The sequence below is a fragment of the Streptomyces sp. NPDC041713 genome (assembly GCF_055591085.1).
This window is the reverse complement of record NZ_JBVIZY010000003.1, coordinates 81,998-108,628: the sequence shown is the minus strand read 5'-3', so window position 1 is coordinate 108,628 and position 26,631 is coordinate 81,998. Positions and strand designations below refer to the sequence as shown.

21 protein-coding genes and 1 pseudogene are annotated in these 26,631 nt (G+C 73.1%); 16 read left to right on the top strand and 6 right to left on the bottom strand.

All coding sequences use genetic code 11. The annotated features are described in order from the left end of the window. Window positions 1-9: 9 nt before the first annotated feature. The 5 genes and pseudogenes from ACZ6CV_RS10000 to ACZ6CV_RS09980 all read left to right on the top strand — a co-directional run bounded on the left by ACZ6CV_RS10000 (window position 10) and on the right by ACZ6CV_RS09980 (window position 5,939). Window positions 10-1,446 carry an aminotransferase-like domain-containing protein gene (locus ACZ6CV_RS10000; protein ID WP_469250389.1) on the top strand — a complete coding sequence of 479 codons (1,437 nt, stop codon included), beginning with the start codon at window positions 10-12 and terminating at the stop codon, window positions 1,444-1,446. A gap of 108 nt (window positions 1,447-1,554) precedes the next feature. Then, window positions 1,555-2,199, top strand: a complete 645-nt coding sequence (locus ACZ6CV_RS09995; RefSeq protein ID WP_469250388.1) for a hypothetical protein — start codon at window positions 1,555-1,557, stop codon at window positions 2,197-2,199. Between the two features lie 103 nt (window positions 2,200-2,302). Further along, window positions 2,303-3,019: pseudogene (locus ACZ6CV_RS09990) on the top strand (response regulator transcription factor); the annotation flags it as partial. A gap of 154 nt (window positions 3,020-3,173) precedes the next feature. Beyond that, window positions 3,174-5,705, top strand: a complete 2,532-nt coding sequence (locus ACZ6CV_RS09985; protein WP_469250387.1) for a sensor histidine kinase — start codon at window positions 3,174-3,176, stop codon at window positions 5,703-5,705. 75 nt (window positions 5,706-5,780) lie between these two features. Further along, entirely contained in the window at window positions 5,781-5,939 is a 159-nt protein-coding gene (locus tag ACZ6CV_RS09980; protein ID WP_469250386.1) for a hypothetical protein, read from the top strand. Between the two features lie 127 nt (window positions 5,940-6,066). On the opposite strand, the gene ACZ6CV_RS09975 is transcribed toward ACZ6CV_RS09980, so the two are convergent. Further along, entirely contained in the window at window positions 6,067-7,782 is a 1,716-nt protein-coding gene (locus tag ACZ6CV_RS09975) for a bifunctional 3'-5' exonuclease/DNA polymerase (RefSeq protein WP_469250385.1), read from the bottom strand. A 187-nt stretch (window positions 7,783-7,969) separates the two neighbouring features. Here ACZ6CV_RS09975 and ACZ6CV_RS09970 point away from each other — a divergent pair, with 187 nt between their 5' ends. After that, complete coding sequence (locus tag ACZ6CV_RS09970) at window positions 7,970-8,812, top strand: nitrilase-related carbon-nitrogen hydrolase (protein WP_469250384.1); 843 nt, start codon at window positions 7,970-7,972, stop codon at window positions 8,810-8,812. Between the two features lie 167 nt (window positions 8,813-8,979). After that, window positions 8,980-9,417, top strand: coding sequence for a hypothetical protein (locus tag ACZ6CV_RS09965; RefSeq protein WP_469250383.1), 438 nt, complete (start codon window positions 8,980-8,982; stop codon window positions 9,415-9,417). A 47-nt stretch (window positions 9,418-9,464) separates the two neighbouring features. On the opposite strand, the gene ACZ6CV_RS09960 is transcribed toward ACZ6CV_RS09965, so the two are convergent. Then, window positions 9,465-11,987, bottom strand: coding sequence for an FtsX-like permease family protein (locus tag ACZ6CV_RS09960; RefSeq protein WP_469250382.1), 2,523 nt, complete (start codon window positions 11,985-11,987; stop codon window positions 9,465-9,467). A 650-nt stretch (window positions 11,988-12,637) separates the two neighbouring features. On the opposite strand from ACZ6CV_RS09960, the gene ACZ6CV_RS09955 reads away from it, so the two are divergent. After that, window positions 12,638-13,819 carry a DUF2786 domain-containing protein gene (locus ACZ6CV_RS09955; RefSeq protein WP_469250381.1) on the top strand — a complete coding sequence of 394 codons (1,182 nt, stop codon included), beginning with the start codon at window positions 12,638-12,640 and terminating at the stop codon, window positions 13,817-13,819. 373 nt (window positions 13,820-14,192) lie between these two features. Continuing rightward, complete coding sequence (locus ACZ6CV_RS09950; RefSeq protein ID WP_469250380.1) at window positions 14,193-16,643, top strand: FUSC family protein; 2,451 nt, start codon at window positions 14,193-14,195, stop codon at window positions 16,641-16,643. 63 nt (window positions 16,644-16,706) lie between these two features. Here the strand turns inward: ACZ6CV_RS09950 and ACZ6CV_RS09945 are convergent, their stop codons facing one another. After that, window positions 16,707-17,201 (bottom strand): hypothetical protein, encoded by a 495-nt coding sequence (locus ACZ6CV_RS09945; RefSeq protein WP_469250379.1) that lies wholly within the window; start codon window positions 17,199-17,201, stop codon window positions 16,707-16,709. A gap of 421 nt (window positions 17,202-17,622) precedes the next feature. Between ACZ6CV_RS09945 and ACZ6CV_RS09940 the strand changes: the two genes are divergently transcribed. Next, window positions 17,623-17,862 carry a DUF397 domain-containing protein gene (locus ACZ6CV_RS09940; RefSeq protein ID WP_208609624.1) on the top strand — a complete coding sequence of 80 codons (240 nt, stop codon included), beginning with the start codon at window positions 17,623-17,625 and terminating at the stop codon, window positions 17,860-17,862. Between the two features lie 63 nt (window positions 17,863-17,925). On the opposite strand, the gene ACZ6CV_RS09935 is transcribed toward ACZ6CV_RS09940, so the two are convergent. Next, window positions 17,926-18,420 (bottom strand): ATP-binding protein, encoded by a 495-nt coding sequence (locus tag ACZ6CV_RS09935; protein ID WP_469250378.1) that lies wholly within the window; start codon window positions 18,418-18,420, stop codon window positions 17,926-17,928. Window positions 18,421-18,731: 311 nt separating this feature from the next. Between ACZ6CV_RS09935 and ACZ6CV_RS09930 the strand changes: the two genes are divergently transcribed. The 6 genes from ACZ6CV_RS09930 to ACZ6CV_RS09905 all read left to right on the top strand — a co-directional run bounded on the left by ACZ6CV_RS09930 (window position 18,732) and on the right by ACZ6CV_RS09905 (window position 24,260). Beyond that, on the top strand, window positions 18,732-19,595 hold the full coding sequence (locus ACZ6CV_RS09930; RefSeq protein ID WP_469250377.1) for a helix-turn-helix domain-containing protein: 864 nt from the start codon (window positions 18,732-18,734) through the stop codon (window positions 19,593-19,595). Between the two features lie 78 nt (window positions 19,596-19,673). Beyond that, the gene (locus ACZ6CV_RS09925) at window positions 19,674-21,131 is read left to right on the top strand and encodes an aldehyde dehydrogenase family protein (RefSeq protein ID WP_469250376.1); all 1,458 of its coding nucleotides are present in this window, start codon (window positions 19,674-19,676) and stop codon (window positions 21,129-21,131) included. A gap of 152 nt (window positions 21,132-21,283) precedes the next feature. Next, window positions 21,284-21,835: a DinB family protein gene (locus ACZ6CV_RS09920; protein ID WP_469250375.1), complete on the top strand. Its 552-nt coding sequence runs from the start codon at window positions 21,284-21,286 to the stop codon at window positions 21,833-21,835. Window positions 21,836-21,882: 47 nt separating this feature from the next. Further along, window positions 21,883-22,524: a PadR family transcriptional regulator gene (locus ACZ6CV_RS09915; protein ID WP_469250374.1), complete on the top strand. Its 642-nt coding sequence runs from the start codon at window positions 21,883-21,885 to the stop codon at window positions 22,522-22,524. 145 nt (window positions 22,525-22,669) lie between these two features. Further along, window positions 22,670-23,428, top strand: coding sequence for a MerR family transcriptional regulator (locus ACZ6CV_RS09910; RefSeq protein ID WP_469250373.1), 759 nt, complete (start codon window positions 22,670-22,672; stop codon window positions 23,426-23,428). A 139-nt stretch (window positions 23,429-23,567) separates the two neighbouring features. Beyond that, a complete protein-coding gene (locus ACZ6CV_RS09905; protein ID WP_362374753.1) occupies window positions 23,568-24,260 on the top strand; it encodes a DedA family protein in 693 nt (230 codons plus the stop codon). A gap of 39 nt (window positions 24,261-24,299) precedes the next feature. On the opposite strand, the gene ACZ6CV_RS09900 is transcribed toward ACZ6CV_RS09905, so the two are convergent. Both ACZ6CV_RS09900 and ACZ6CV_RS09895 read right to left on the bottom strand, forming a co-directional pair. Continuing rightward, a complete protein-coding gene (locus ACZ6CV_RS09900; protein ID WP_355811087.1) occupies window positions 24,300-25,973 on the bottom strand; it encodes a threonine/serine exporter family protein in 1,674 nt (557 codons plus the stop codon). Between the two features lie 119 nt (window positions 25,974-26,092). Continuing rightward, on the bottom strand, window positions 26,093-26,584 hold the full coding sequence (locus ACZ6CV_RS09895; protein ID WP_055568469.1) for an inorganic diphosphatase: 492 nt from the start codon (window positions 26,582-26,584) through the stop codon (window positions 26,093-26,095). Window positions 26,585-26,631 lie beyond the last annotated feature (47 nt).

Below are 26,631 nucleotides of genomic sequence, written 5' to 3'. Positions count from 1 at the left end.
GGGGTGGGCATGGCCCGGCGGGACGACTACCGGCGCGTCGCCGACGACGTGGCCAGGGAGATCGAGGCGGGGACGTTGCGTCCCGGGGACCAGCTGCCTCCGCAGCGGCTCTTCGCCCGGCGCCGCCGGATCGCCAACTCCACGGCCATCCGCGTGTACGGCGAGCTCGCGCGGCGCGGCCTCGTCGTCGGCGAGGTCGGCCGCGGCACCTTCGTACGGGCCGCCGCTCCGCACCCCGGTGGCGCCGCCCTGACCGAGGGGCCGGCCGCGGGACCGCCCGCTCCTCCCGCCGTCAACCTCGAACTCAACTACCCGCTCGTGGCAGGCCAGTCGGTGCTCATGAGCCGGTCGCTCGCGCCGCTGCTGCGGCCCGACGTGTTGCTGGAGGCGACCCGGACCGCCGCGCCCGACGGCACGCCGCAGGCGCGGGACGCCGCCGTCTCCGTGCTCGCGCGCGGCGGCTGGCGGCCGGAGCCCGAACGCGTGCTGTTCGCGGGGAACAGCCGGCAGGCCATCGCCGCCGCGCTCTCCTCGCTGGCCCGCCCCGGCGACCGCGTCGGCGTCGAGGAGGTGACGTATCCGCTGGTCAAGGCGGTGGCGGCGCAGCTCGGGCTGCGGCTCGTGCCGGTCGCCATGGACGAGCAGGGCATGCTGCCCGGCGCGCTCGCCGACGCCCACCGGAAGGCGTCCCTCAGCTGTGTCTACGTACAGCCGACCCTGCAGAATCCGCTGTCGGTGACGGCGGGGGAGGAGCGGCGGCAGCAACTCGTCGATGTGGTCGAGGAGTTGGGGCTTGCCGTCGTCGAGGACGGGACGTGGGGGTTCCTGGCGCCGGACGCGCCGGCGCCACTTGCCGCGCGGCTGCCGGACCGCGTCGTCTTCGTCGACAGCCTCTCCAAGCGGCTCGCGCCCGGCCTCACCGTCGGCATGCTCGCCGCCCCGCCCGGCCACCTGGACGCCCTCGCGCGGGCTCTGCGGTCGGGGGCGTGGACGGCGGGGGCGTTCCATCTGGCGGCGCTGGTGCGGTGGGCGGGGGACGGGACGGTGGAGACGCTGGCCTCGGCCAAGCGCGCCGACGCGGCCCTGCGGCACGGGATCGTCCGGGAGCGGCTGATCGACGCGGGGGCACGGGGACGGTTCCGGACCGACCCTCGGGCCTATTACTGCTGGTGGGAGCTGCCGGCGCCCTGGCGTGCGGAGACGTTCGTCGGGGCGGCGGCGGAACGGGGCATCGCCGTCACGCCCGGCTCGGCCTTCGCCGTGACCGGGCACGGGGTGCCGGTGCCCGGCCGCTCGGCACCGGTGGCCGGCCACTCCGCGCCGGGCGCCGTGCGGATCGGCCTCGCGTCGCCGCCGCCGGAGGTGCTGGCCGGGGCGTTGGGGGTGCTGGCGGAGATCTCGCGGGCGTGTCGGGCGGGTGGGGTTTCGGGGGCGCGTCCGGCTTGAGTGTCCGTCTTGAGGGGGACGCGGGGTACGACTTCTGTCTCCAGGCGTACGGGGGGTTTCGTTCTGCGGCCGTACGTAATCCGGCGCGGAAGGCCGAAGACTGGTGCCATGCCTCTGAACAAGAAGAAGGCCGATGCGGCCGGTGCCGACAGCAGGAAGGCCGGCGTCGTCGTCTTCACCGTGGCCGGATGTCTGGTCGTCGCGGGGGCCGTCGCCGTCGCGGGGCCCGCGCTGAAGAACAGCGCGGTGATGCCGGACGCCGTCAGTGAGCACGTCTTCAAGGAGAAGACGAAGTCCTTCGCCACGGCGTCCGCCGCGCCGACCAAGGGCGACCTGGCGTTCGTCCTGCCCGCGTGGATCCCGGACGACGCCCGGAACGTCAAGGTCAAGGTGAAGACGACCGGCGGGGCGAAGCTGATCCGCTACACGCTCGTCGGGCGGGACCGCGACGGGCGTACGGAGCGGGGCGCGGAGTGCGGTGCGGACGCGCCCCGGGTCGGCGGGCCGGACCTCGACGCGTCCTGGTGGCCGGACCGCACGCCGTCGCGCTCCCGTAGGGACTGCGGCGACCTGCACACGTACCGGGTGGCGGTCGACGGCGACACGGTCTACGCCTGGACCAACGGGGAGGTATCCCCGGGCGCCGGGGAGGCCGAGGCGAAGGGTGGCGGGGGCGCGTCCCCGGGCGGGGCTGGGAGCGGGGCCGGGGACGGGACCCGGGGCGGGGCCTCGGGCGGGTCGGGGGGCTCCTGAGGCGGTCGGGTCCACCGGGCACTTATGAGGATCCTGTCAGGCCCGCGTGCGGATCCCTTTCGTCCCTCCTGAACCAGGCACGCCCAGGCCTATCCTCAACGCCATGTGCGCTTTTGTCCTGGTCGCGGAGGACGACGAGAAGCAGGCCGAGCTGGTCCGCCGCTATCTGGAGCGCGACGGCCACGCGGTCGCCGTCGTCCACGACGGTTCCGCCGCGCTCGACGCGGTGCGGCGCAGACCGCCGGATCTGCTGATCCTCGACGTGATGATGCCCGGCACGGACGGCCTGGAGGTCACCCGGTTCCTGCGGAACGCGGACGGGCCGCCCGAGCTGACCCGGTTGCCGATCCTGATGCTCACCGCCCGCACCACCGAGGACGACCTGCTCCTCGGCCTCGACCTCGGCGCCGACGACTACCTCACCAAGCCGTACAGTCCGCGCGAGCTGATGGCCCGGGTGCGGACGCTGCTGCGCCGTGCGGGCGGCGTCCATCCGCCGCTGCCCGACGCCGACCGGCGGATCCTGCGCGTCGCGGGTCTCGTCGTCGACCCGGTGCGGCACGAGGTGACGGTGGACGGGCGGCACGTGGAGTGCACGCCGGGGGAGTTCGATCTGCTGAGCGTGCTCGCGGCGGAGCCGGACCGGGTCTTCACGCGCCCGCAGCTCCTCGACCGGATCCACGGTTCGTCCGGCTACATATCCGCGCGCACGGTCGACGTGCACGTCCTGAACCTCCGCAAGAAGATCGAGGCCGACCCGCGCCGCCCGGACCGCCTCGTGACGGTTTTCGGAGTGGGGTACAAGGTGGTGAGCGGGGCGTGGGGCTCGGGGGGCCGGGGTGACCAGGGTCTGGACGATCGGGCCCGGGGTGACCTGCGCAGGGGTGACCCACAACGGGGTGACCTGAAGGGTGCGGGCGCACCCGTCGCGCGTACCGTTCCCGCGGGTCCCGCGGGCGGGGCGGCGGCGCGACGTGGCGCGTGACATCCCGCTCCGCAAGTCTCTGCTCGCCCGGCTGCTCGCCGTCTCCGTCCTGGTCTCCGTCGGCTCGATCGCCGCGACGGCGTGGCTCGCGGCGCAGACGACGTCCGGCGCCCTGCGCCAGGAGCAGGGCCAGGTCCTCGCCGACGACGCCCGCATCTACGACAAGCTCATCGGCATCGGCGCGAGCGCCCCGGAGTGGCGGGGCGCCGACGAGGCCGTCCGCGAACTGTCCCGGCGTACCGGCCGCCGCATCGCCCTCACCACCCAGGACCGCAGGGTCATCGCGGACTCGGCGGCGCCCCGCCGCCCGGGATCACTGACGGCTGCCCCTGACGGGAAGGGCGGGGAAGGTGGGGAAGGCGGGGGCGGCTCCGACAAGGACACTCCGGGGAAGGGCGGCACCGGCAAGGCGGACGGCCCGAGTACGTCGGACGGTACGGACAAGTCGAGCGGTACGAACACGGCGGACGGTACGGGCAAGTCGGGCGCCGGCAAGTCGAACGGCACCACCAAGTCGGACGGCACCAGCGAGTCGTACGACACCGCCAAGTCGGACGGCACCAGCGAGTCGTACGACACCGGCAAGGCGGACGGCGCCAGCAAGGCGAACGGCACCGGCAAGGCGAACCACACCAGCAAGGCAGACGGCACGAGCAAGTCGGACGGCCCGAACAAGTCGAGCGGTACGAGCAAGTCGAACGCCGGCAAGGCGAACGGCACCGCCAAGTCGAACGGCACCAGTACGGCGGACCGCCCCGGCAAGGCGTACGCACCCGCCCCGAAAAAGGGCACCCCGCGCACCTCCCTCCCCCCGACCCCCTCCGCCGTCCTCGACCCGCTCGCCGTCGACTCGATGCTGGCCCCCGGACGTACGGACGGTGGCGCGGGCCAGGACGCCACCGCCGCCGACCGCATCGACCCGCGCGCGGTCGGCCCCTACCGCCTCACCACGGCGGAACGCACCCGGCTCCGGCAGGCCGCCGACCGGAGCGCGGCCTGCCTGTCCGAGCTGGGCGCGGCCCCCGAGGTCGTCGTCGGCCCGAGCGGCCGCCCCACCGTCCAGGTGGAACACGACCTCGGCGACTACCTCAAGGCCAGCTGCCGTATGCCGCCGCTCGACCTCCCCACCGCGACCGAGCAGAAGGCGCTCAAGAAGCTCAACTCCCTCTCCGACGCGTGCATGAAGCGGCACGGACTCCCCGCCGTCCCCGTGGGCCTCGACCTGAGCGGGCGGAGCGGGCCGCGCCCGGTCGGCACCGTCGTACCGACGACCGGGGCCGGGGCCGGAGCCATGGCGCCCTACGCGGACCCCACGTCCGACCCTGACCCTGACCCTGACCCCGACCCCCCGGCCGCCCCCGCGCAGGGCCCCGCCGAGCGCGCACCCCGCACCTCACCCGGCCTCACCTCCCCCGGCGACCGCCCCGCGTCCCGCGCCACCAGGACGCGAGGTTCCGCCCCGGCCGCGACGACCGCCGCCGCCACCGCCGCCGCGTCCTGCGTCGACACCGCGCGCCGCGAGCAGCTCGGCCCGTACGTCTCCGCGCCCGCCCTGCTCTTCATCACCGCGTCCGACGGCACCCGGAGCACGCCCGGCTTCAGCCTCTCGCGGGACAACACCGTGCGCCTGGCCGGGCTCGCCGCGGCCGTGCTGGCCGTCACCGTCGCCGTCACCGCGCTGGCCGCGACCCGGCTCACCCGGCCGCTGCGCGCGCTCACCGCCGCGACGTGGCGCATGAAGACGGGCGAGGCGAGCGCCCCGGTCCCCGAACGGGCCACCCGCTCCGCGGGCGAGATCAGCCAACTTGCCGCCGCCTTCAACGACATGGCGGCCCACCGCAAGGCCCTGGAGGAACAGCGCAAGGCGATGGTCAGCGACGTCGCGCACGAGCTGCGCACCCCGCTGTCCAACATCCGCGGCTGGCTGGAGGCCGCGGAGGACGGCGTCGTCGAGACCGATCCGGAGCTGGTCACCTCGCTCCTCGAAGAGGCGCTGCTGCTCCAGCACATCGTCGACGACCTCCAGGATCTGGCGGCCGCCGACGCCGGCACGCTCCGGCTGCACCGCGAGCCCGTGCACGCCGCCGACATCGCCGAACAGGTCGCCGCGGCACACCAGGCGCGGGCGGACTCCGCGGGCGTACGGCTGCGCGCCACCGCGTACGGGGATCCGCTGGTGTCGGCCGACCCGCTGCGGCTGCGCCAGGCGATCGGCAACCTCGTCTCCAACGCCGTCCGCCACACCCCTCGCGGCGGCAGCGTCCGCATCAGCTGCCGCACCACGGCCGACGGCGTGCTGATCGAGGTCGCCGACACCGGCACCGGCATCGACGCCGCCGACCTGCCGTACGTGTTCGACCGGTTCTGGCGCGCCGACAAGTCGCGGACCCGCGCGACGGGCGGCAGCGGCCTCGGCCTGTCCATCGTGCGGAAGTTGGTGGAGGCGCACGAGGGCACCGTGACGGCGCAGAGCGTGCCGGGCAAGGGCTCGCTGTTCACGGTGCGGCTGCCGGAGGCGTGACGGCGAGGGCGAGGGCGACGTGCAGAGGTAGAGGCGCTGAAACGGCGGGGTGGCGAACACCGCGGCGACACCCACATGTCGGGCTTGGCCCGCCACCAGCACGGCCTCCTGCTGCACGCGTCGGGAGACGAGGAGGAGGCGTACGAGCAGTGGGCGACGGCGCTTCGAGCCCTGAACGGCAGGGACAGCAAGGTGACGGCCGAACTGCGAACCCTGCTGGCGGAGCGCGGGTAGGACCCCCGGGTCGGGGGGCCTAGCAACAGGTCTAGCCGAACCCACCGGGCCCACTGAACCCACCGGGTCCACCGGGTCCACCGAGTCCACCCGACCCACCGGCCCCCCGAGCCCCCCGCCCTCCCCCCTACTTCGCGTCCGCGTAACACTCCACGATCGCCGTGGTGAACGGGAAGCGGACCGGGGTCTCGCCGAAGGCGATGTGGCCCGCGAGGTTTCCCGCGTCGCGGATGGCGAGCGCCACCGTCTCGGCCTCGGCGGCGGGGCAGTGCACGATGACCTCGTCGTGCTGGAAGAACACGAGCTCGGCGCGGAGCCCACCCTCCGCGATCGTCCGCCGCAGGGCGGCCAGCATCAGCAGCGCCCAGTCCGCCGCGCTGCCCTGCACGACGAAGTTGCGCGTGAAGCGGCCTCGCGCGCGGGTGTTGGACGAGGCGTACCCGGGCGTGAACTCCCCTTCGGCAACGGGGAGTTCGGCGCCGATGGGCGGCTCCTGCGGGATGCCCGCCTCCTCGTGCTCCCCGGCCCCCGCCGCAGGCGGACTCGTACGGCCCAGCCAGGTCCGTACGAGCCGGCCCTCCTCGCCCGCCTTCGCCGCGTCGTCCACGTACGCGACCGCCAGCGGGAAGCGGCGCCGCAGCGCGGCCAGGTTCTTCAGGCCGTCGCCCGACGTCTGGCCGTACACCGCGCCGAGCAGCGCGATCTTCGCGTGGTCGCGGTCGCCGGAGAACACGCGGTCCGAAAGGCGGGTGTAGAGGTCCTCCTCGCTGCCCGCCACCTCCATCAGGCCCCGGTCGCGGGAGATCGCGGCGAGCACCCGCGGCTCCATCTGGTCGGCGTCGGCGACGACGAGCCGCCAGCCGGGGTCGGCGACGACGGCCCTGCGGATCACCTTGGGGATCTGCAGCGCGCCGCCGCCGTTGGTCGTCCAGCGGCCGCTGACCGAGCCGCCCGGGGTGTACTCGGGGCGGAAACGGCCCTCGTGCACCCAGTCCTGCAGCCAGCTCCAGCCGTGCGCCGTCCAGATCCGGTACAGCTTCTTGTACTCGATGAGGGGCTGCACCGCGGGGTGGTCGATCTCTTCGAGCTCCCAGCGCCGCGTCGACTTCACCCTGATGCCGGCCTGCGCGAACGCCTTGACGACGTCGGCGGCCAGGTCCGGCCGGACGCGGCGGCCGAACGCCGTCGACACCTCGTCGGCCAGCTCGGCGAGGCGGCGGGGCTCGCCGCCTCCCGCGTACCGCTCGCCGAGCAGTTCGTGCAGGAGCTCGCGGTGGACGTCGGCGCGCCAGGGCAGCCCCGCGGCGTTCATCTCCGCGGCCACCAGCATGCCCGCGGACTCGGATGCGGTGAGCAGGCGCATGCGGCCCGGGTGGGCGGTGGCGTCGTGCCGCCGCTGCTGCTCGGCGTGGACCCGCACGAGGTCCGCGAGGGACAGCTCGACGCCCACGGGGCCGGGCTCGAAGAGCGAGTCCTGCGCGCGGGCCCCGCGCTCGGCGGCGCGCGGCGGCGGATCGGGCGGTACGGGGGCGCCGCGGAGGCGGGCGAGGGCGGCGGCCGCGGATCGGGGCTCGCCGAGGCGGCCCTCGTGACCGAGGAGGAGGAGCTCGGCGGCCTCGATGTCGTAGCACCGCTCCACGCGGACGCCGGCGGCGAGCAGGCGCGGGTAGACACCGGCCGTCGACCGCCAGATCCACCGGCCGGCACCCGGGCGGGCGCGGACGGCCTCGACGAGGTCGGGTACGCGGACCACGTCGCCGACGGGCAGCCCGTCGGCGCCGACGGGGACGAGCTCCGCGCCACGTCCCGCACCGGAGGCGATGACCCACCGTTCGTGCTCCATACGCCGGAGTCTCGCACCCACCACTGACATCGCGACCGCACACGGGCCCGCCCCGCCCGGGACCCGCCCCCTACGGCCGTCCCCTTACGGTCGCCCCCGTACGGCCGTCCCGCGCGCGGCTCACCGCGCGTGCCACGTACGGCCGTCCCCGCGTGCACCTCCCGCCCCGCGCTGCGAGGCTCGCCCCATGCGAGTGGCGCTGGCACAGACCGACTGCGCCCTGGGCGAGGTCGAAGAGAACCTGCGGACCGCGCGGGAGCAGCTCGCCCTGGCGGCGACACAGGGCGCGGACCTGGTCGTCTTCCCGGAGTTGAGTCTGCACGGCTACCACCTGGGCGGCCTGGCGAAGGACACGTCGATCACCGTCGACGACCCGCGCCTGCTCGCCCTGACGGAACCCGGCGGCCCGGACGTCCTGGTCGGCCTCCACGAGCACACCGCGCTGCGCGCGTACAACACCTCCGCGTACTTCTCGGGCGGCCGCCCCCTGCACGTCCACCGCAAGCTGTACCTGCCGAACTACCTGGCCTGGGAGGAGCGCAAGCACGTCAGCCCCGGCCAGCACCTGCGCGCGTACGACCTGCCCGGCGGGCACGGCCGCGCCGCCACCCTCATCTGCAACGACGCCTGGCAGCCGGTGCTGCCGTGGCTCGCCGTGCAGGACGGCGCCGAGGTCATCGTCGTGCCGACGAACAGCGCGGCGAGCCTGGATCCCGAGGCGATGGACACCGGCCTGTACTGGGACACGCTGCTCTCCAACACCGCCCGCATGCTGCAGTGCTGGGTCGTCTTCGTGAACCGGGTCGGGAACGAGAACGGCGCCTCGTTCTGGGGCGGCTCCCGCGTCGTCGACCCGCGCGGCACGGTCGTCGCGCAGGCACCGAAGTGGGAGCCGGGCCTGGTGACCGTCGACATCGACGTCCACGAGGCCCGCCGCGCGCGCCGCGCGGTGCCTCTGGTGGCGGAGGCCCGCCTGGGCCTGGTCGAGCGCGAGGTGCGCCGGCTGATCGACGAGGGCGGCGACAGCTGACCCAGGGGGTCAGGGGAGTGCCGGTACGCCCACGGCAGCGGGATGTTGGGGCTCTGTTGGCAGGCGCCCCTAGCGTCGTTCAGGTCGCGGACAGCGGGCAGTTCGAACGCCGTCCCGACGCAGCACCCACCCGTACCGATGACGCCCGACGAAGGATGCCGCACCCCATGAAGCACACGATCCGCATGGCCGCCGTCGCCCTCGCCGCCACCGGCGCCGCCTTCGCCGCGGCGGCCGCGTCGCCCGCCGTGGCCGCCCCGTCCGCCCTGGCGGCTCAGTCCGTCCAGGCGAAGGCCGACTGCCACGGGACGCAGTTCACGCAGAAGGAGAACGGCCAGACCTACATCGTCGGCAAGGTGACCTTCTGCGACTCCAAGGACAAGGTCATCGTCAACGACATCGACCTCGACGGGCGTTCGCTGGGCGTCCGGATCTCCGACGGCAGCGGCACGTACCGCTACTGCAAGGACAGCAACGGCGCCGGCGACCGCTACAAGACCTGCTACTTCAACCTGAAGGAGAACCGCCAGATCAAGCTGCGCGGCTACGAGTCGAACAACGGTCACAGGACCGCCTGGCTGCAGACCGTCACGTTCCCCAACTAGCCCTGCGAGAGCGCTGGTTGACGGGGGGCGGGGTGGGGGAGGTCCGTTCAGTCCTGCCGCCCCCCTCCCGCCACCCGCAGGAGCCCGGCCGTCCCCGCCACCGCCGCCGCCACGGCCACCAGCGCGCACACGCCCACGCTCACCCCGAGCGCGTCCCACGGGACCGTCACCGCCACCGGGGCCGAGAGGCGGGACAGGCCGGCGGAGAGACCGCCCAGGTTGAGCGCCGTGACGGCGAGGCCGAGCAGCGTGCCCACCGCCACGGCGGCCAGGGCCTCGCCGGCCACCACCAGCCGTACCTGCCCGCGCGTGGCGCCCGCGAGGCGCAGGGAGCGCAGTTCGGTGCGGCGCACCGGGGTGGCCATCAGCAAGGTGCTCGCGAGCGAAATGCCCGCGTAGACAAGGCAGATGCCGAGGATCATCAGCAGGCCGAGGCGCGTCTGGGGCTTGATCCGCGGGTGCGTCGCGGCCAGCCATGCGTCGGCCGTGCGCACCTCGCCCCCGCTCCGGGCGGCGAGCGCGGCGGAGGCGGTGGACAGGGTGGAGGCGGTGGGCTCGGCGGGGGCGGTGGACAGGGCGGGCTTGGCGGGGGCGGTGGGCGAGGCAGTCGCGCCGGGCGCGGAGGGGACGGTGGACGCGGCAGTCACACCGTGCGCGCCGGTCGCCGCGGACGCGCCGCGCGTGCCCGTCGCTGCGGTCGCGCCGCGCGCGCCCGTCGCCGTGGAGGGCTGGGCGCCCTCGGCGGCCGGACTCCGCTTCAGGCGTACGTCGATACGGTCCACCGTCGCCCCCTGCGCGTTCGACGCCGTCACGTACGCGCCGTTGTCCCCCGTCCCGCGCGCCAGCACCGCCGCGATCCGCAGTTCGGCGGGCCGCCCGCCGCCGAGCCGGACGGCGACGCGCTCGCCGACCTCGTGCCGCTCCCACTCCTCGTTGACGACGATGGACCGGTCGTCCAGGTCCCGGACGTCCCCCGCGACGACCGGGAGCCGGGTCGTCGCCGCCAGCGCCGCGGGATCGCTCACCGCGCGGGCCTCGGAGCGGACGAGGGCGCTGCCCCCCTCCCGTACGAACACGGCGGTGGACGCGGACGGCGAGACCGCCGCGGCCCCCGGCACGTCCCGGACCCCCACGTGCCGCAGCTTCTCGCCCGTGACGACGAGGTCGGCCCGGAGCTGCTCCCTGGCCTCCGCCGCCTTCGCGCCCCCCACCGTCTGCGCCGAGCCGAGCAGGCTGCCCGCGAGGGCGACGGTCACGAGGACCGGCGCCGCGACGGCGGCGGTGCGGCGCACGGCGGCGGCGGAGTTGGCGCGGACGAGACGGCCGACGGCGCCGGGCAGCCGGAAGGCGCGGGCGACGGGCGGCACGAGCAGCGGCGCGAGCGCGGCTGCCGCGGTGATCAGGATCATGGGTTGGGTCGTGTACGTCTTCCGCTTCAGGAGCGCGGAGGGGTCCGTGCCCAGGGCCCGTACGAGGAGTCCGATCCCGCAGGCGAGGAGCACCGCGCCGGCGATCCGCCGGCCGAGCGGCAGCACGCCGGTGTCCACGGACGCGTCGCGCATCGCCTCGGCCGGCGCGATGCGCCCGGCCCGCCGCGCGGCGACCCACGCACCCGAGACGGCCACCACGAGCCCGGTCCAGAAGGCGAGGTGGAACGGCCACGAGGGCGAGCCGCCGGACGAGACGGACAAGGCGGAGGAGGCGGGGGAGACGGAGGAGGCTGAGAAGGCTGAGAAGGCGGAGGAGGCCGTGGGGGCGGACGAGGCGGAGGAGAGGCCGAGGGGCTGGGTCAGCCAGGCCGTACCCGGCAGCGCACCCGGCAGCTGCGCCGGCACCCGGAACCAGGACGGCGCGATCCCCGCCTCCACCAACTGCCGCGCGAGCAACGGCCCGCCCCACGCCCCGAGCACGCACCCCGCCGCGGACGCCAGGACGCCCACCGCGAGCGCCTCGCCGAGGAGCAGCCCGCGCACCTGGCCGGGCGTCGCCCCGGCCATCCGCAGCAGCCCGAACTCCCGCCGCCGCAACGCCACCACGAACCCGAACGTCGACGCCGTGACGAACACCGACACGAACGCGGCCACCCCGCCCGCCGTCCCGAGGAACGAGTTGACGGCCACCAGCGCCGCGGCGTCCCGCGCGGTGCCGGGGTCGGCGCGGCGCCGCTCGCCGCCGGTGAGGACGAGGGCACGGCCGCCGACGACCTCGCGCACCTCCCGTGCGGGGGCGTCGACGCCGACGGCGTCCCGCGCGGCCCCGTCGAGCCGTACGGGGCCGAGCCGCCGCAGCTCGCGCAGAAGTTCGATGTCCACAGGCTGTGGATGAGCGAGCGGCTTCGATACGAGGCCGGTCGCCGGCCCGCGCTCGACCCGCACCGTGACCCGGTCCTGCCCCATGACCACGACCGGCGACCCGGCGAACCGCACGGGCGCCCGGTCCGGCGCCGTCAGGCTCGCGTCGAGCCCGAGCCCCATGGCGGCGACGAGCCCCACGCCGAGGACGACGGCCACGAAGGCCCCGAGCAGACTGCTCCACCGCCGGCGCAGGGAGGCAAAAAGAACCCGCTTCATCGCCCCGTCACCTCCACGCCCGCGATCCGCTCGGCCCGGCGGAGGCGGCGGCCCCCCTCGTTGCGTACGACGTCTTCACTCATGCGTCGAGCCAACCGCCCGCCGCCGCCCGGCACACGACCACTGGGGGGTGTGTGGGGGGTAGGGCCTGCCATACCCCTGCGGGGGCTCGGGGTGTCTACGGGGTCTACGGGGCCCGGGGGTCCGTACGGGGCCTGGGGGTCCGTACGGGGGTTGGGGGTCCCTACGGGTCGTACGGGTCGTACGGGTCGTACGGGTCGTACGGGTCGTACGGGTCCTACGGGTCCTACGGGTCCTGGGGGTCCGTACGGGCCCTAGGGGTCCCTACGGGTCGTACGGGCCCTAGGGGTCCCTACGGGTCGTGCGGGCCCTAGGGGGCCTGGGGTTCCGTACGGGCCTTAAGGGATCCGGGGCCCCTTACGACCCACACGTCCCCCCGGTACCAGAGGTTCCCTACGGCCCCTACGGCTCCCAGAGTTCCCTACGGCCCCTACGGCCCCTAGGCACCTACGGCTCCCATGGGTGTCCCTACGTCCCCCACGTCCCCCCCCACGTCCCCCCACGTCCCCCACGGGGCCTAGGGAACCTAGGCGAATTCGGGGTGCCGCACCGTGCCTACCCTTGACCTCATGGATTCGGTGATCGACAGGGCGTTCGCGGCGGCGCTGTACGGCGACGGCGACGAGGGGCTGGACACCGGCGCCTCCCTGCTCGCCGCGTCCCCCGCGTCGGACGACGAGCTGCGGCGCCGCGGCGAGGAGTACCTGACCCGCGCCTGGCGGCACGGCTGGCAGCCCGCCGACGTGCTCCGCATGGTCCGCCGCGACCTGGACGACCCGCACGTCCGGCTGGCCGCGACCCTGATCCACGCGGAGACCGCCCGGTACGCCCACCTGCCGCCCCGCTGGGCCGCCCAGCTGACCGAGATGGCCCCCACCGCGCACCCCGCGGCCCGGCCCGACCGTTTCACCCGGGCCACCACCCACCTCCAGCTCTACCGCCTGCTCCTGCGCCTGCCCCCGCTCGAACCGGTGGGGCCGCCCCCGGGCGAATCCGTCCCCGGCCCCGTCGAGGGCGAGTCCCGCACCCTCACCCGTATCCGCGCCCTCCTCGCCAAGGCCGAGGCCACCGGTTATCCGGAGGAGGCCGAGGCGCTCACCGCCAAGGCCCAGGAACTGATGGCCCGGCACTCCCTCGACGAGGCGCTGCTCGCCGCCCGTACGCACGCCAAGGACGTCCCCGGGGCGTGCCGGATCGGTGTGGACGCCCCGTACGAGACGGCGAAGGCGATGCTCCTGGACGCCGTCGCCGCCGCGAACCACTGCCGCGCGGTGTGGAACGAGGCGTTCGGCTTCTCGGCCGTCGTCGGTTTCGAGTCCGACCTGGAGGCGGTCGAACTGCTCCACACCTCCCTCCTGGTGCAGGGCACGACGGCGATGACCAAGGCGGAGGCGGGGCAGCGCGCGGCTGGCCGCAAGCGCACGAAGACGTTCCGGCAGTCCTTCCTGGTGGCGTACGCGCACCGCATCGGCGCCCGCCTCGCCGAGGCCGGCGAGCACGCGGTGACGGAGGCTGCGCGGGAGGCGGCGCAAGATGCGCGGGGCGCGGCCGGCCCGCCGCCCGACCTGCTCCCGGTCCTTGCAGCCCGCGACGTCGCCGTCACCGACCGCGCCGAGCGGATGTTCCCGGAGACGACCACGACCCGGGTGCGGGGCGTGACGGACGGCGAGGGCTGGGCCCACGGCACGGCGGCGGCGGACCAAGCGGAGGTCGGACGGGGACGCGGGCAGCGGGGCCGGGCGCTGCCCTGAGCCGATGTCGGGGACGGGGTTCCGGGGGCGGGGCGGCCCGCCCGGGGGCGCCGGGGGCTCGGGTGGCTCTGGGGTGCGACCCCCACGGGGCGGGGCCCTGGGGTGTGACCCTCACGGGCCGTCCCCTGGGGTGCGACCCTCACGGGGCGGGGCCCTGGGGTGCGACCCCCGCGAGGCCGTCCCCTGGGGCGCGACCCCCACGGGCCGTCCCCTGGGGCGCGACCCCCGCGAGGCCGTCCCCTGCGGCGCGACCCCCACGGGCCGGGCCCTGGGCCGCGACCCTCACGAGGCCGTCCCCTGGGGCGCGCCCCCCACGGCGCCAGGAGGCCGGCCGTCGCCGCCCTCTGCCCGATATGCCCCGTATCATCACAGGGTGACCTGGCTTCGCGCGCTGAAAGAGACAGCTCGCTCGGGTCTGACCGTCGAGCGCAAACGCCTGGAACCCCTGGTCGCCCTGCGGGGCGCGGCCGGCCTCGCGATCATCATCGGCGTCAGCCTCACCCTGTTCGGCCCGGCGGTCGCCGCGAGCTCGGCGTTCGGGGCCTTCCAGGCGGCGATCGCCACGTTCCAACGCAGCTGGCGCCCGCGTCCGGAGCTCGCCCTCGCCTCCGGCACGAGCCTCGCCGTCTCCACCTTCCTCGGCTACCTCACCGGCTCCCACCTGCTCCTCTTCCTCGCCCTCCTCTGCCTCTGGACCTTCCTCGCGGGCCTGAGCTGGGCGGCGGGCCCGACGGTCGGCATCATCGCGTCGTCCAACGTCGCGATCATGCTGGTGACGGTCACCCTGCCGACCTCGGTCGCGGCGGCCGCGGGACACGCGGCGATGATGATCGTCGGGGGCTGTGTGCAGGCGGCCCTGGTGATCCTCTTTCCGGTCCGCAGATGGGGCGCCCACCGCGACGCCCTGGCCGACGCGTTGGCGGCCGAGGCGGACTACGCGCGCCGGCTCCGGCACGATCCGGTGGCCCCGTTCGACCCCGAACCCCTGATGGCGGCGCGCGACGCGGCGACGATCACCCCGCGCCAGGCCCGCACCCGCCCCGCGGAACTGCACGGCGCGCGGGGCCTCGCCGAACGCATCCGCCCGGTCCTGGCCTCCCTCGCGGACCCGGCGGTCGGCGTTCCGGAGGAGGGCAGGGAGCGGGACCGGGTCCGCGAACTCCTCGCCGCGGCGGGTTCGGTCCTGGACGCCGCGGCCCGCGCGATTCGCCACGGCGACCCCGTCAGGGTCCCGCCGGCGGCGATGGCCGCGCTGAAGACCCCGGACACGGGGGCGATCCTCACGGGCCCGGCCTACCGCGCGGCGACCCGCCTGGGCGCGCTCCTACGGGACGTACTGGAGACAGCGGGCAACACGCAGAACCCCCCACCACGCCCCGACCCGGCGCCCACGCCGCCCCCCGACCCGGCGCCCACGCCGCCCCCCGACCCGGCGCCCCCCACGCCGCCGCGCCCGACACCACCACCCCCCGACCCGACGTCCCCCACGACCGCGCACCCCGACACGCACCCCGACACGCACCCCCACACGCCCCCCGCCAAGGCCCCGACGCCTCCGAAGCCGACCGCCGTCCCGACGCCTCCGAAGCCGACCGCCGTCCCGACGCCTCCGAAGCCGACCGCCGTCCCGACGCCTTCGAAGCCACCCGCCGCCCCGCCGCCCCCGGAGACCCAGCCGCCGCCCGCCCCCCTCCTCCGTCCCAGCCTCTTCGCGTTGTTGCCCGCCGCCGTGCGGGCCGTTCGGGCCGACTTCCGGCATGACTCGCCCGTCACCCGGCACGCGATCCGGGTCACCGCCGTCGCCGCCGCGGGGTATCTGCTCGGCACCTGGCTGCCGTTCGGGCACGGGTACTGGGCGCCCATGGCCTCGGTCATGGTGATGCGGCCGGACTTCTCGCAGACGTACTCCCGCGCCGTCGCCCGCTTCGGCGGCACCCTCATCGGGGTCGCCCTCGCCACCGGGCTCGTCCAACTGGCCCACCCCGGCACGGGGTTGTCCGCAGCGCTCGCCGTGTTCTGCGCCGGGATGATGTACCTGCTGATGCGCACCGGCCAGGTCGCCGCGCAGGCCTGCGTCACCGCGTACGTCGTGTTCCTGCTCGGCATGGGCGGCCAGCAGTGGACGCAGACCGTGCCGGAGCGGGTCGTCCTGACCCTGATGGGCGGCATCCTCGCGATGATCGCGTACGCGGTCTACCCCGCCTGGGAAACCCCGAGACTCCGCACCCGCCTCGCCGACTGGCTGATCGCGTACGGGCGTTACGCCGCCGCGGTCGTCGACCACTACGCCCACCCGGCCGGCAAGGCGTGCCCCGACGTACGGGAGGCCCTGCTCGCCGCCCGTGACGCCCGCATCGCCTGGCAGGAGGCGGGGAACCGGGCCAAGAACGAACCGGTCCGCCACCGCGGCCTCTCCCGCGCCGTGGCCGCCGACGCGGAGGAGGCACTCGCCCAGATGGGCCGCGTCGCCATGCTGATGGAGGCGCACCTGCCGGAGCGGGGCGACACCCCCGTGCCCGCCGCGGCCCGCCTCGCCGACGCGCTGCGCAAGGCGACGGAACAGGGCGCGAAGGCGGTGCGCGAACGCCGCGTACCGCGGTGGGACGCGGTCCGTACGGCTCTGGCGGAGTGGGACGGCGAGGGCGTCCCCGACCGCGTGGTCCGCAGGGGCGCGGGCCTGCTCCTCCAGACCCTCGACGAACTGTCCGACGCCCTGGACACCGCACCCCCGCCCATGCTGGTGGACGGCTCGGCCACCAAGGGGCAACCACCGGCACCGGACGGCGCCGAACCGCCGAACTCCGACGGAAACAGGCCTAGTTGACGGCTCGGACGCGCAGGGCGCGGCCCGTCAGGCCCGTCTGGCCCGTCAGGCCCGTCTGGCCCCTCAGGGCTGCGGCATGCCCCCCGACGGGAGCCCCGCGGGCAGCTTGCCGCCCTTCGTCCTCAGGAACTCGTCCTGGCCGGCCCCCTCCCAGGAGACCTTCATCGCCTTGTCGTCCACGGACTCGATCCGGCCCGTCGTGCGGTCGGAGTTCCCCGTGGGGCACTTCAGGTCGATCACCCGCGAGCCCCCCTTCTCGCCCGCCGTGCCGCTGCACAGCACGTCCTCGCCGAGCAGCGTCGCCGACTTCCCGGTGACGGCGAGGGCGAGCGGCTTGCCGCCGGCCGTGGCGATCCACGTCCCCTCCAGGCTGCCGCCCGAGCCGCCGGAGACACCGGACGAGTCCTCGTCCGCACTCCCGGAATCCGCGGAGCCCCCGGAGCCCCCGGAACCGCTCGACTCGGCCGCACCACCGTCCTTCTTGCCGCCCCCGCCCCCGTCACTGCTGCACCCCGTCAGGACGAGCGCGGCGGCCAGCCCGGCCACCGCGGCACCCACACGGACACTACGGACGTACGTACGCACTTGAAGTCCCCCTCATGGCACCGGCCGGATCGCGCGCCAAGCTAACCATCCGCCGTGCGGAAGTCGATCCGGCCAACCTTGGCCCGCCGTCAGTTGTTTGAATTCTGGAACAGAAAGGGCCCCGGCTGCGTCTCTTCTTGGTGCGCGAAGGGTTCGATCCGGGCTATCCGGCGTTATCGACGGTACGGAACTTCATGGGTGGTGACCGGCGTTCGCATGGCGTGGGGGATTCGGGAGGGATTCGGTGCGGGCGCTGAGAGGCCTGTAACCAAGGGGACACCCCGCGTGCACGTGCATCTGCCCATGCATCGGCACATGAACACAGCTATGATCCGGAACAGTTGACCACTGCATCTACAGCCACCGACGGCACTGCACCACCGGGGAGCGACCTGTGCACCACGCGATGAACGGCATGGCGGCCACGGAGCTTCACGGGGTCGTCTGGCAGAAGAGCAGGCACAGCAACTCGCAGGGATCGTGCGTGGAGTTCGCGAAACTGCCGGGCGGCGATGTCGCCGTGCGCAACTCGCGGTTCCCCGACGGCCCGGCGCTCGTCTATACGCGCGCCGAGATCGAGGCCATGCTGCTGGGCATGAAGGACGGGGAGTTCGACCACCTGATAGGTGGCTGAACCGGCTGAACCCCCGGGGGCGACGGGCACGAGCGGGGCAACTGGCGTGAGCCGCCCCCGACTTCACCTCAGCCGGAACAGCGCCCAGACCACCTTGCCGCGCAGCGCGCCCGCGAGCGGGTGCCAGCCCCAGCTGTCGCTGAAGGAGTCCACCAGGAACAGGCCCCGGCCCGACTCCGCCGAGCAGTCGTCGTCGTCCTCGACGTCGCGCGTCACCGGGCTGTCGTCGCTGGGATCGCGCACCGCGCACACCAGACGCGACGCCCAGTGCATCAGGTGCAGCCGCACGGGCGGCTCCCGGTGATCGCGCGGGGTGTCCGCCGGCAGCGCGTGGCGCAGCGCGTTGGTGACGAGTTCGGAGACCACGAGCGCGATGTCGTCGAACCTCTCGTCGAGGTCCCACTGGCCGAGCGTCGTACGGGTGAACTGCCGTGCGCTGCCCACCGCTTCGTAGCGGGCCGGGAGGGCGACGGAAGCCGCGTCGGAGACGGCCGATGGGTCGATCGGAGGTAGCCCCTGCCGTAACGGCTCGAGCATGGTCGATCCATTCGTCCCCATGCGAGGCACTCCCCGGTTTCGCGGTACGTAGCGATGGAGCGGTGGTGCGTTGGCGCGGTCGGTCGCCGATGGTGCGGTCGGTACAACGGTGGCGCGCGGACCATGGTTCCGAATGCGTACAGCAGATGCAAGGGCAGATGCACGTGCACGCGCCGGACTTGGTCGCTACCGTGCCAGTTCCCGCCCATTTCTTCCCACGACTTCTTGTGGAGGCCTTTCGGAGGCTTTTCCTTTCTGTAACCGGACGTGTACGGCCCGGAGCGTTTAATGGCAGACTGCTGGCTTCCAGTCGATGGGGAGGATTGAGCGAAGTGACCGCAGGGGAGTCGAGTGGCTCGGTGGTACGGCGCATCCTGCTGGGCTCACAGCTGAGGCGGCTCAGGGAGTCGCGCGGCATCACCCGTGAAGCGGCCGGGTACTCGATCCGTGCCTCCGAATCGAAGATCAGCCGCATGGAGTTGGGACGGGTGAGCTTCAAGTCCAGGGATGTCGAGGACCTGCTGACGCTCTACGGCGTCACCGACGAGGCCGAGCGCGGCGCGCTCCTCTCCCTCGCCAAAGAGGCCAACCTCACCGGCTGGTGGCACAGTTACTCCGACGTCCTGCCCGGCTGGTTCCAGACGTACATCGGTCTGGAGGGCGCCGCCTCGCTCATTCGTGTCTATGAAGTCCAGTTCGTCAACGGCCTGTTGCAGACCGAGGCGTACGCGCACGCGGTCGTCGCGCGCGGCATGAAGGGCGCGAGCAAGGCGGAGATCGAGCGGCGCGTGGCGCTGCGCCTGGAGCGGCAGAAGCTCCTCATCTCCGAGCACGCCCCCCGCTTCCACTGCGTCCTGGACGAGGCCGCGCTGCGCCGCCCGTACGGCGACCGGGAAGTGATGCGCGGGCAGCTCCAGCACCTCATCGAGATCTCCGAGCGCCCCAACGTCACCCTCCAGGTGATGCCTTTCAGCTTCGGCGGGCACGCCGGCGAGAGCGGCGCCTTCACCATGCTGAGCTTCCCGGAGTCCGACCTCTCCGACGTCGTGTACGTGGAGCAGCTCACCGGCGCCCTCTACCTCGACAAGGCCGAGGAAGTCGCCCAGTACGAGCGGGTGGTGGCCCAGCTGCACCAGGACAGCCCCGACCCGGTGGGCAGCCGAGATCTTCTCCGTGGGCTGCTTCAACTCACCTGAAACATAAGTACTATGACGTGAGATCAGGTATTCGCTTCCGTTTGCGTCCGTCTGCTGCCGCGGCAAGGGGTCCGTCTCATGTCCTTCTTCACTGACCTGGCTCATCAGTACATCGACGGGGAGTGGAAGGCCGGGTCGGGTTCCTGGGACATCATCGACTTCAATCCGTACGACGGGGAGAAGCTGGCCTCCATCACGGTCGCCACGGCGGACGAGATCGACCAGGCCTACCGCGCCGCCGAGCGCGCGCAGAAGGACTGGGCGGCGACCAACCCCTACGCCCGGCGCGCCGTGTTCGAGCGGGCCCTGCGGATCGTCGAGGACCGCGAGGAAGAGATCACCGAGGCGATCATCGCCGAGCTGGGCGGCACCCGGCTCAAGGCGGCCTTCGAGATCCACCTCACCAAGGAGTTCCTCCGCGAGGCCGTGCACCTCGCGCTGAGCGCCGAGGGGCGCATCCTGCCCTCGCCGGACGACGGCAAGGAGAACCGCCTGTACCGCGTCCCGGTGGGCGTGGTCGGCGTCATCAGCCCCTTCAACTTCCCCTTCCTGCTGTCGATCAAGTCGGTCGCCCCGGCGCTCGCCCTGGGCAACGGCGTCGTCCTCAAGCCGCACCAGAACGCCCCCGTCCTCGGCGGCAGCCTGGTGGCCAAGGTCTTCGAGGACGCCGGACTCCCGGCCGGGCTGCTCAACGTCGTCATCACCGACATAGCCGAGATAGGCGACGCGCTCATCGAGCACCCGGTGCCGCGCGTCATCTCCTTCACCGGCTCGGACGCGGTCGGTCGGCACGTCGCCACGGTCTGCGCCGCGCACTTCAAGCGCTCCGTCCTCGAACTGGGCGGCAACAGCGCCCTGATCGTCCTGGACGACGCCGACATCGACTACGCCGTCGACGCCGCGGTCTTCAGCCGCTTCGTGCACCAGGGCCAGGTCTGCATGGCCGCCAACCGCATCCTCGTGGACCGTTCCGTACAGGCCGAGTTCACCGAGAAGTTCGTCGCGAAGGTCGCCACGCTGAAGGTGGGCGACCCGTCCGACCCGGCGACGCACATCGGCCCGCTCATCAACTCCACGCAGGCGGAGGCCGTTTCGACGCTCGTCGAGCAGACGGTCACCGCGGGCGCGACGGCACTGCTCCACGGGCGCACCGAGGGGAACCTGGTCGCCCCCTCCGTCCTGACGGACCTGCCCGCCGACTCCCCGGTGCTCGACCAGGAGATCTTCGGCCCGGTCGCGCTCGTCGTGCCCTTCGACGGCGAGGACGAGGCGGTACGCATCGCCAACTCCTCCCGGTACGGCCTGAGCGGCGCCCTGCACACCGGCGACATCGAGCGCGGCGTACGGCTCGCCAAGCGCATCGACACCGGCATGATCCACATCAACGACGGAACCGTGCACGACGAGCCGATCGTCCCGTTCGGCGGCGAGAAGCACTCGGGCGTCGGCCGGCTGAACGGCGACTCCACGGTGGACGCCTTCACCACCATGAAGTGGATCTCCGTGCAGCACGGAAGGTCGCGTTTCCCGTTCTGAGTCAATTCTGCGGAGTTCCAAGCGAACGCGCCTCCCGGAGCCTTGCGGACAGCACCTGACCGCAAGGCTCCGTAGCGTCTGTGGTGTCGAAAGGCCGGCGGTGAAACGCCGGCCGGAGCGCCCGCACGGCGGGCCGGAGAGAGGCGGACACCATGGTCACCCACGTCAGCGCGGAAGCCAGGGGCGACGAGCGCGGCGCCCTGATCGCCTTCGTGGCGGCCCAGCGGGGCGGCATCCGCCGCTCGGTCATCGGCCTCACCGACGAACAGGCGAACGCCCGCCCCAGCGCCAGCGAGCTCACCCTGGGCGGACTCGTCAAGCACGTCGCGGAGACCGAGCTGAACTGGCTGCGCATGGCCCAGCAGAAGCCGAACGAGCGGGCCCGCACCCAGGAGACCTGGGGCGACAGCTTCCGCCTCGTGGAGGGCGAGACGCTCGCCCAGATCCTCGACTTCTGGGCGGAGGTCGCCCGCGAGACCGAGGCGTTCATCCGCGACGTGCCGAGCCTCGACGACACCTTCCCGCTGCCCGAGGCGCCGTGGTTCCCGCAGGACGGCGCGGTGTCGATGCGCTGGCTGATGCTGCACCTCGTCGAGGAGATCGGCCGCCACGCGGGCCACGCCGACATCGTCCGCGAGTCCCTGGACGGCAGGACCGCCTTCGAGCTCGTCGACCTGGAGGGCCCGTACCCTAGTCAAAGTTGATGACTGAGGCGCCCGGTGGGGAGCGCCCCGAGGGGAAGGCGCGGTACATGTCAGCGATCCGGCTGCTCGTTCTCGGAGCCGTGCGCCAGCACGGCCGCGCCCACGGCTACCAGGTCCGCAACGACCTGGAGTACTGGGGCGCCCACGAGTGGTCCAACGCCAAGCCGGGTTCGATCTACCACGCCCTGAAGCAGCTGGCGAAGCAGGGATTCCTGTACGCGCACGAGATCGCGCCGTCCACCGCGGGCGGCCCGCCGCGCACCGAGTACGAGATGACGGACCAGGGCACCGAGGAGTACCTCACCCTGCTCCGCGGCGCCCTCTCCACGTACGACCAGCGCCCGGACATGCTCACGGCCGCCCTGGGCTTCATCGTCGACCTGCCGCGCGAGGAGGCGCTCGCGCTGCTCGCCGAGCGGGTGCGCGCCATCGAGGCGTGGCGCACGTCCGTCACGGAGTACTACACGCCTGAGGGCGGCCCCGGGCAGCTGGGCCACATCGGCGAGATCATGAACCACTGGGTGCACATGGCCGACGGCGGCCTGGAGTGGGCGCGCGGGCTGATCGGGCGGATCGAGGGCGGCGCCTACACCTTCGCGGGCGAGGGCGAGCGGTTCGTGGCCGTGCTCGCCGACGACGAGGAGAACCCGTACGCGACGGGCGAGCCGCACGCGGGCGACCACCGCTGAGAGGGCGGAGCCGGCGCCGCGGTGCGGACGCCGCCCGCGGTACGGACGCCGCCGTACCGACGGCGGTCTCCGCGGACGCGGGCTTGCACCTCACGCGGCGTGAGGACGCAGGCTGAACCGCGTACCGGAAGAAGAAGGGCAAGCCATGAGCTACTCCGTGGGACAGGTCGCCGGTTTCGCCGGAGTGACGGTGCGCACGCTGCACCACTACGACGAGATCGGCCTGCTGGTGCCCGGCGGGCGCAGCCACGCGGGGCACCGGCGCTACAGCGACACGGACCTCGACCGGCTGCAGCAGATCCTGTTCTACCGGGAGCTCGGCTTCCCCCTCGACGAGGTGGCGTCCCTCCTGGACGACCCGGACACCGATCCCCGGGTCCACCTGCGCCGCCAGCACGACCTGCTGACCGCGCGGATCCACAAGCTCCAGGAGATGGCCGCCGCCGTGGAGACCGCCATGGAGGCGAAGAAGATGGGCATCAACCTCACCCCCGAGGAGAAGTTCGAGGTCTTCGGGGACCACGACCCCGAGCAGTACGCGGAGGAGGTCGAGCAGCGCTGGGGCGACACCGAGGCCTACCGGGAGTCGCAGCGCAGGTCGGCCACGTACACCAAGGACGACTGGAAGCGGATCAACGACGAGATGAACGCGGTGCACGCGCGCGTGGGGGAGCTGCTGGAGCGCGGCGTCCCCGCGGACTCCGACGAGGCCATGGACGCGGCGGAGGAGCATCGTCGCTTCATCTCGGCGAACCACTACACGTGCGCGCACGAGCTGCACACCTGCCTCGGCGAGATGTACGTGTCGGACGAGCGCTTCACGGCCTTCTACGACGCCATCAGGCCCGGTCTCGCCGTCTATCTGCGGGATGCGATCCTGGCGAACGCCGCGCGCAACGGCTGACGCACGGGACTTTGTCCCAGTTGTCGCACGATGCACCCTGAGAGGGACCGTGGAACCCGGTTGCACCGCCCGGCGTTGATAACTTTGGGCGGCTGCACCCGCCGCCGCACCGCCCCCTCACCCTCAGGAGCCCGGAACCGTGACGACGCTTGCGCTCGGACCAAGCTGGCTGGATCCGGATCATCTGCTGAACCAGTTCGGCATCTGGGGCCTGCTGCTCATCGTCTTCGCGGAGTCGGGGCTGCTCATCGGCTTCTTCCTGCCGGGCGACTCGCTGCTCTTCACCACCGGCCTGCTGATCACCACCAACAAGCTGGACTTCCCGCTCTGGCTCGCGGTGCTGCTGATCTGCGTGGCCGCGGTTTTGGGCGACCAGGCGGGCTACCTCTTCGGCAAGAAGGTCGGCCCGTCGCTCTTCAACCGCCCGGACTCCAAGCTGTTCAAGCAGGAGAACGTGGTCAAGGCCCACGAGTTCTTCGAGAAGTACGGGCCGAAGTCGCTGGTCCTGGCCCGCTTCGTGCCGATCGTGCGCACCTTCACGCCGATCATCGCCGGCGTCTCCGGCATGCGGTACCGCTCGTTCATCACGTTCAACATCATCGGCGGCGTGCTGTGGGGCGCCGGCGTCACCCTGCTCGGCTCCTGGCTCGGCAACATCGAGTTCGTCCACAAGAACATCGAGGCGATCCTGATCCTGATCGTCCTCGTCTCGGTGGTGCCGATCGCCATCGAGTTCCTGCGGGCGCGCGGCAAGGCCAAGAAGGAGGCGGCGACGCGGCAGGACGCGCCGGGCACGCCCCCGGCCCAGCGCGGCCGCCACGCCAAGCGCTGACGCCACGCCAGGCGCAGCGCCAGGCCGAGCGCTGACGCCCTAGAAGCCCCTGGTCCGCTTCGCCGCACGGCGGTTCGCCGCCGTCGCGGCCCCCGGCACCTTCAGGATCAGCCGGGAGACCTCGCTTCCCAGGTTCACGCCGATCGCGATGGCCAGGGCCGTCGCGACGGCCCTGGTGAGCGAGTTGATGCCGGTGTTCAGGTCGTTCTGCGCCAGCGCGAGCAGCCCGAAGTACGTCGCGCTACCGGGCAGCAGCGGCCCGATCGCCGCCGTCACGTACGGCAGTGACGACGCGAACCGATAGCGCGAGAAGAGCTGCCCGAACAGGCCCACCAGACCGGCCGCCACGGCCGTCGCGGCGACCGGCGAGAGCGCCAGCGGGGTCTGCGCGAGGGCGCCGAACATCACCCAGGCGATGCCGCCGTTGAGGGTCACGATCAGCACGGTGTTGCGTTCCTGCTGCAGCAGTATCGCGAAGGCCAGACTCAGCGCCATGGACGCCAGGATCTGGATGATCGGGCGCGACGAGGTCACGCCGAACTTCGTCTCCGGCGTCAGGTTCGTCGCGTCGAGCATCACGCCGAGCGAGAGCACCATCAGCACGCCGCAGACGATGCCCACGATCAGGTACATGACCTCAAGGAGCCGCGCCGCCGCGGTGATGTAGTAGCCGGTCAGACCGTCCTGCACGCCCGCCACCAGGGCCCGCCCCGGGATCAGCGCGAAGAGCCCACCGGTGATGACCGCCGAGGCCATCGACGCCTCGGTGTGCACGAAGCTGAGCGCCACGCCCATCCCGGCCGGCGGCATCGCGGCGCCGACGAACTGGTAGAACTCCGGCAGCCCGCGCCCGGCACACAGCCACGCGAGCCGGTCGCCGAGCATCGCGCCGACCGCGGCCACCAGGAAGACCAGCGCGCCACCGCCGACCAGCACGGAGGCGGAGCCCGCGAGCAGCCCGCTGGCCGCCGTGAGCGCCCACCCGGGATAGGGGTGACGATTACGCCGGATGCCCGCCAGACGGCGGTAGGCCTCCTCCAGGGAGACCTCGATGTCCGGGTCGCTGATGTCGTCCACCAGATGGAAGACGGCCGCGAGCCGGGTGTAGTCGGTGCCGCGCCGGCGCACCGTCCTGGAGGCCGTGACGGGGTCGTCCACCAGGGACGGCTGGTGCGAGATCGACAGGAGCGTGAACGTCACGTTCGGCTCGCAGCGGTCCAGGCCGTAACTGCGGCAGACGGCGAACATCGCCGCCTCCACGTCCTCGGCGCCCTCGCCGCCCGCCAGCAGCAGCTCACCGATACGCAGCGTCAGGTCGAGCACGCGCGGCACGGCGGGCCCGGTGTCGTCCTCCTGCTTCTGCGCCGCCTCGGGAGCGGGCCGCTCGGTGACCGGCATCCGCAGCATGGTGCGCATCTGGTCCTGCCAGGGCACCTCCTTGGTGAGCTTCACCAGAGGTATGCCCTGCGCGGGCGTGAAGGCCGGCGGGGCGTTACGGGCGCTGTACGTGTGCGGCGTGGTGAACGCCGACTTCTCGGTCTCCTGAGTCGTGGTGGACGGGGTGGCGAGACCGTCGGGAAGGGCGAACTCGGACGTGGTCTGGGACTCGTCCTCGACCACCGGCGCCTGCGCCGCCACACCGCTGGGCTGCACGAAGGCACTGCGGGCCTCGTCCGACTGAGGCTTGCGGTCCTCGGCCTCCTGCTCGGCCACTGATGCCCTCACTTCTCATAAGTCACGTACGCACCCTCCGTATGGCCAGTATGGGCACAGATACACGAACGGGCCGTGTGACCCCCGGGGGTCACACGGCCCGTTCGGGGCGGGGTGGCTCAGTGGCCGCCCTCGTCCTTGAAGCGCTTGTAGGAACGCTCGATCTCGGCCTCGGCGTCCGTACGGCCGACCCAGTCGGCGCCCTCGACGGACTTGCCGGGCTCCAGGTCCTTGTAGACCTCGAAGAAGTGCTGGATCTCCAGGCGGTCGAACTCGGAGACGTGGTGGATGTCCCGCAGGTGCTCCACGCGGGGGTCCGAGGCCGGGACGCAGAGCAGCTTGTCGTCGCCGCCCGCCTCGTCGGTCATGCGGAACATGCCGATCGCGCGGCACTTGATGAGGCAGCCCGGGAAGGTCGGCTCGTCCAGGATGACCAGGGCGTCCAGCGGGTCACCGTCCTCGCCGAGGGTGTTCTCGACGAAGCCGTAGTCCGCGGGGTAGCTGGTCGACGTGAAGAGGCGACGGTCCAGACGGATCCGGCCGGTCTCGTGGTCCACCTCGTACTTGTTCCGCGAACCCTTCGGAATCTCGATGGTGACGTCGAACTCCACGGGTGGCTCCTCCATGATCAGCACATACTTCGGGTGATTAAGTGTCC

Coding starts and splice junctions, on each gene's coding strand:
- ACZ6CV_RS09980 (WP_469250386.1), top strand. CDS start 5,781: ATGTCGGGCTTGGCCCGCCACCAGCACGGCCTCCTGCTGCACGCGTCG.
- ACZ6CV_RS09975 (WP_469250385.1), bottom strand. CDS start 7,782: ATGGAGCACGAACGGTGGGTCATCGCCTCCGGTGCGGGACGTGGCGCG.
- ACZ6CV_RS09960 (WP_469250382.1), bottom strand. CDS start 11,987: ATGAAGCGGGTTCTTTTTGCCTCCCTGCGCCGGCGGTGGAGCAGTCTG.
- ACZ6CV_RS09935 (WP_469250378.1), bottom strand. CDS start 18,420: ATGGGGACGAATGGATCGACCATGCTCGAGCCGTTACGGCAGGGGCTA.
- ACZ6CV_RS09970 (WP_469250384.1), top strand. CDS start 7,970: ATGCGAGTGGCGCTGGCACAGACCGACTGCGCCCTGGGCGAGGTCGAA.
- ACZ6CV_RS09955 (WP_469250381.1), top strand. CDS start 12,638: ATGGATTCGGTGATCGACAGGGCGTTCGCGGCGGCGCTGTACGGCGAC.
- ACZ6CV_RS09920 (WP_469250375.1), top strand. CDS start 21,284: ATGGTCACCCACGTCAGCGCGGAAGCCAGGGGCGACGAGCGCGGCGCC.
- ACZ6CV_RS10000 (WP_469250389.1), top strand. CDS start 10: ATGGCCCGGCGGGACGACTACCGGCGCGTCGCCGACGACGTGGCCAGG.
- ACZ6CV_RS09965 (WP_469250383.1), top strand. CDS start 8,980: ATGAAGCACACGATCCGCATGGCCGCCGTCGCCCTCGCCGCCACCGGC.
- ACZ6CV_RS09995 (WP_469250388.1), top strand. CDS start 1,555: ATGCCTCTGAACAAGAAGAAGGCCGATGCGGCCGGTGCCGACAGCAGG.
- ACZ6CV_RS09915 (WP_469250374.1), top strand. CDS start 21,883: ATGTCAGCGATCCGGCTGCTCGTTCTCGGAGCCGTGCGCCAGCACGGC.
- ACZ6CV_RS09925 (WP_469250376.1), top strand. CDS start 19,674: ATGTCCTTCTTCACTGACCTGGCTCATCAGTACATCGACGGGGAGTGG.
- ACZ6CV_RS09910 (WP_469250373.1), top strand. CDS start 22,670: ATGAGCTACTCCGTGGGACAGGTCGCCGGTTTCGCCGGAGTGACGGTG.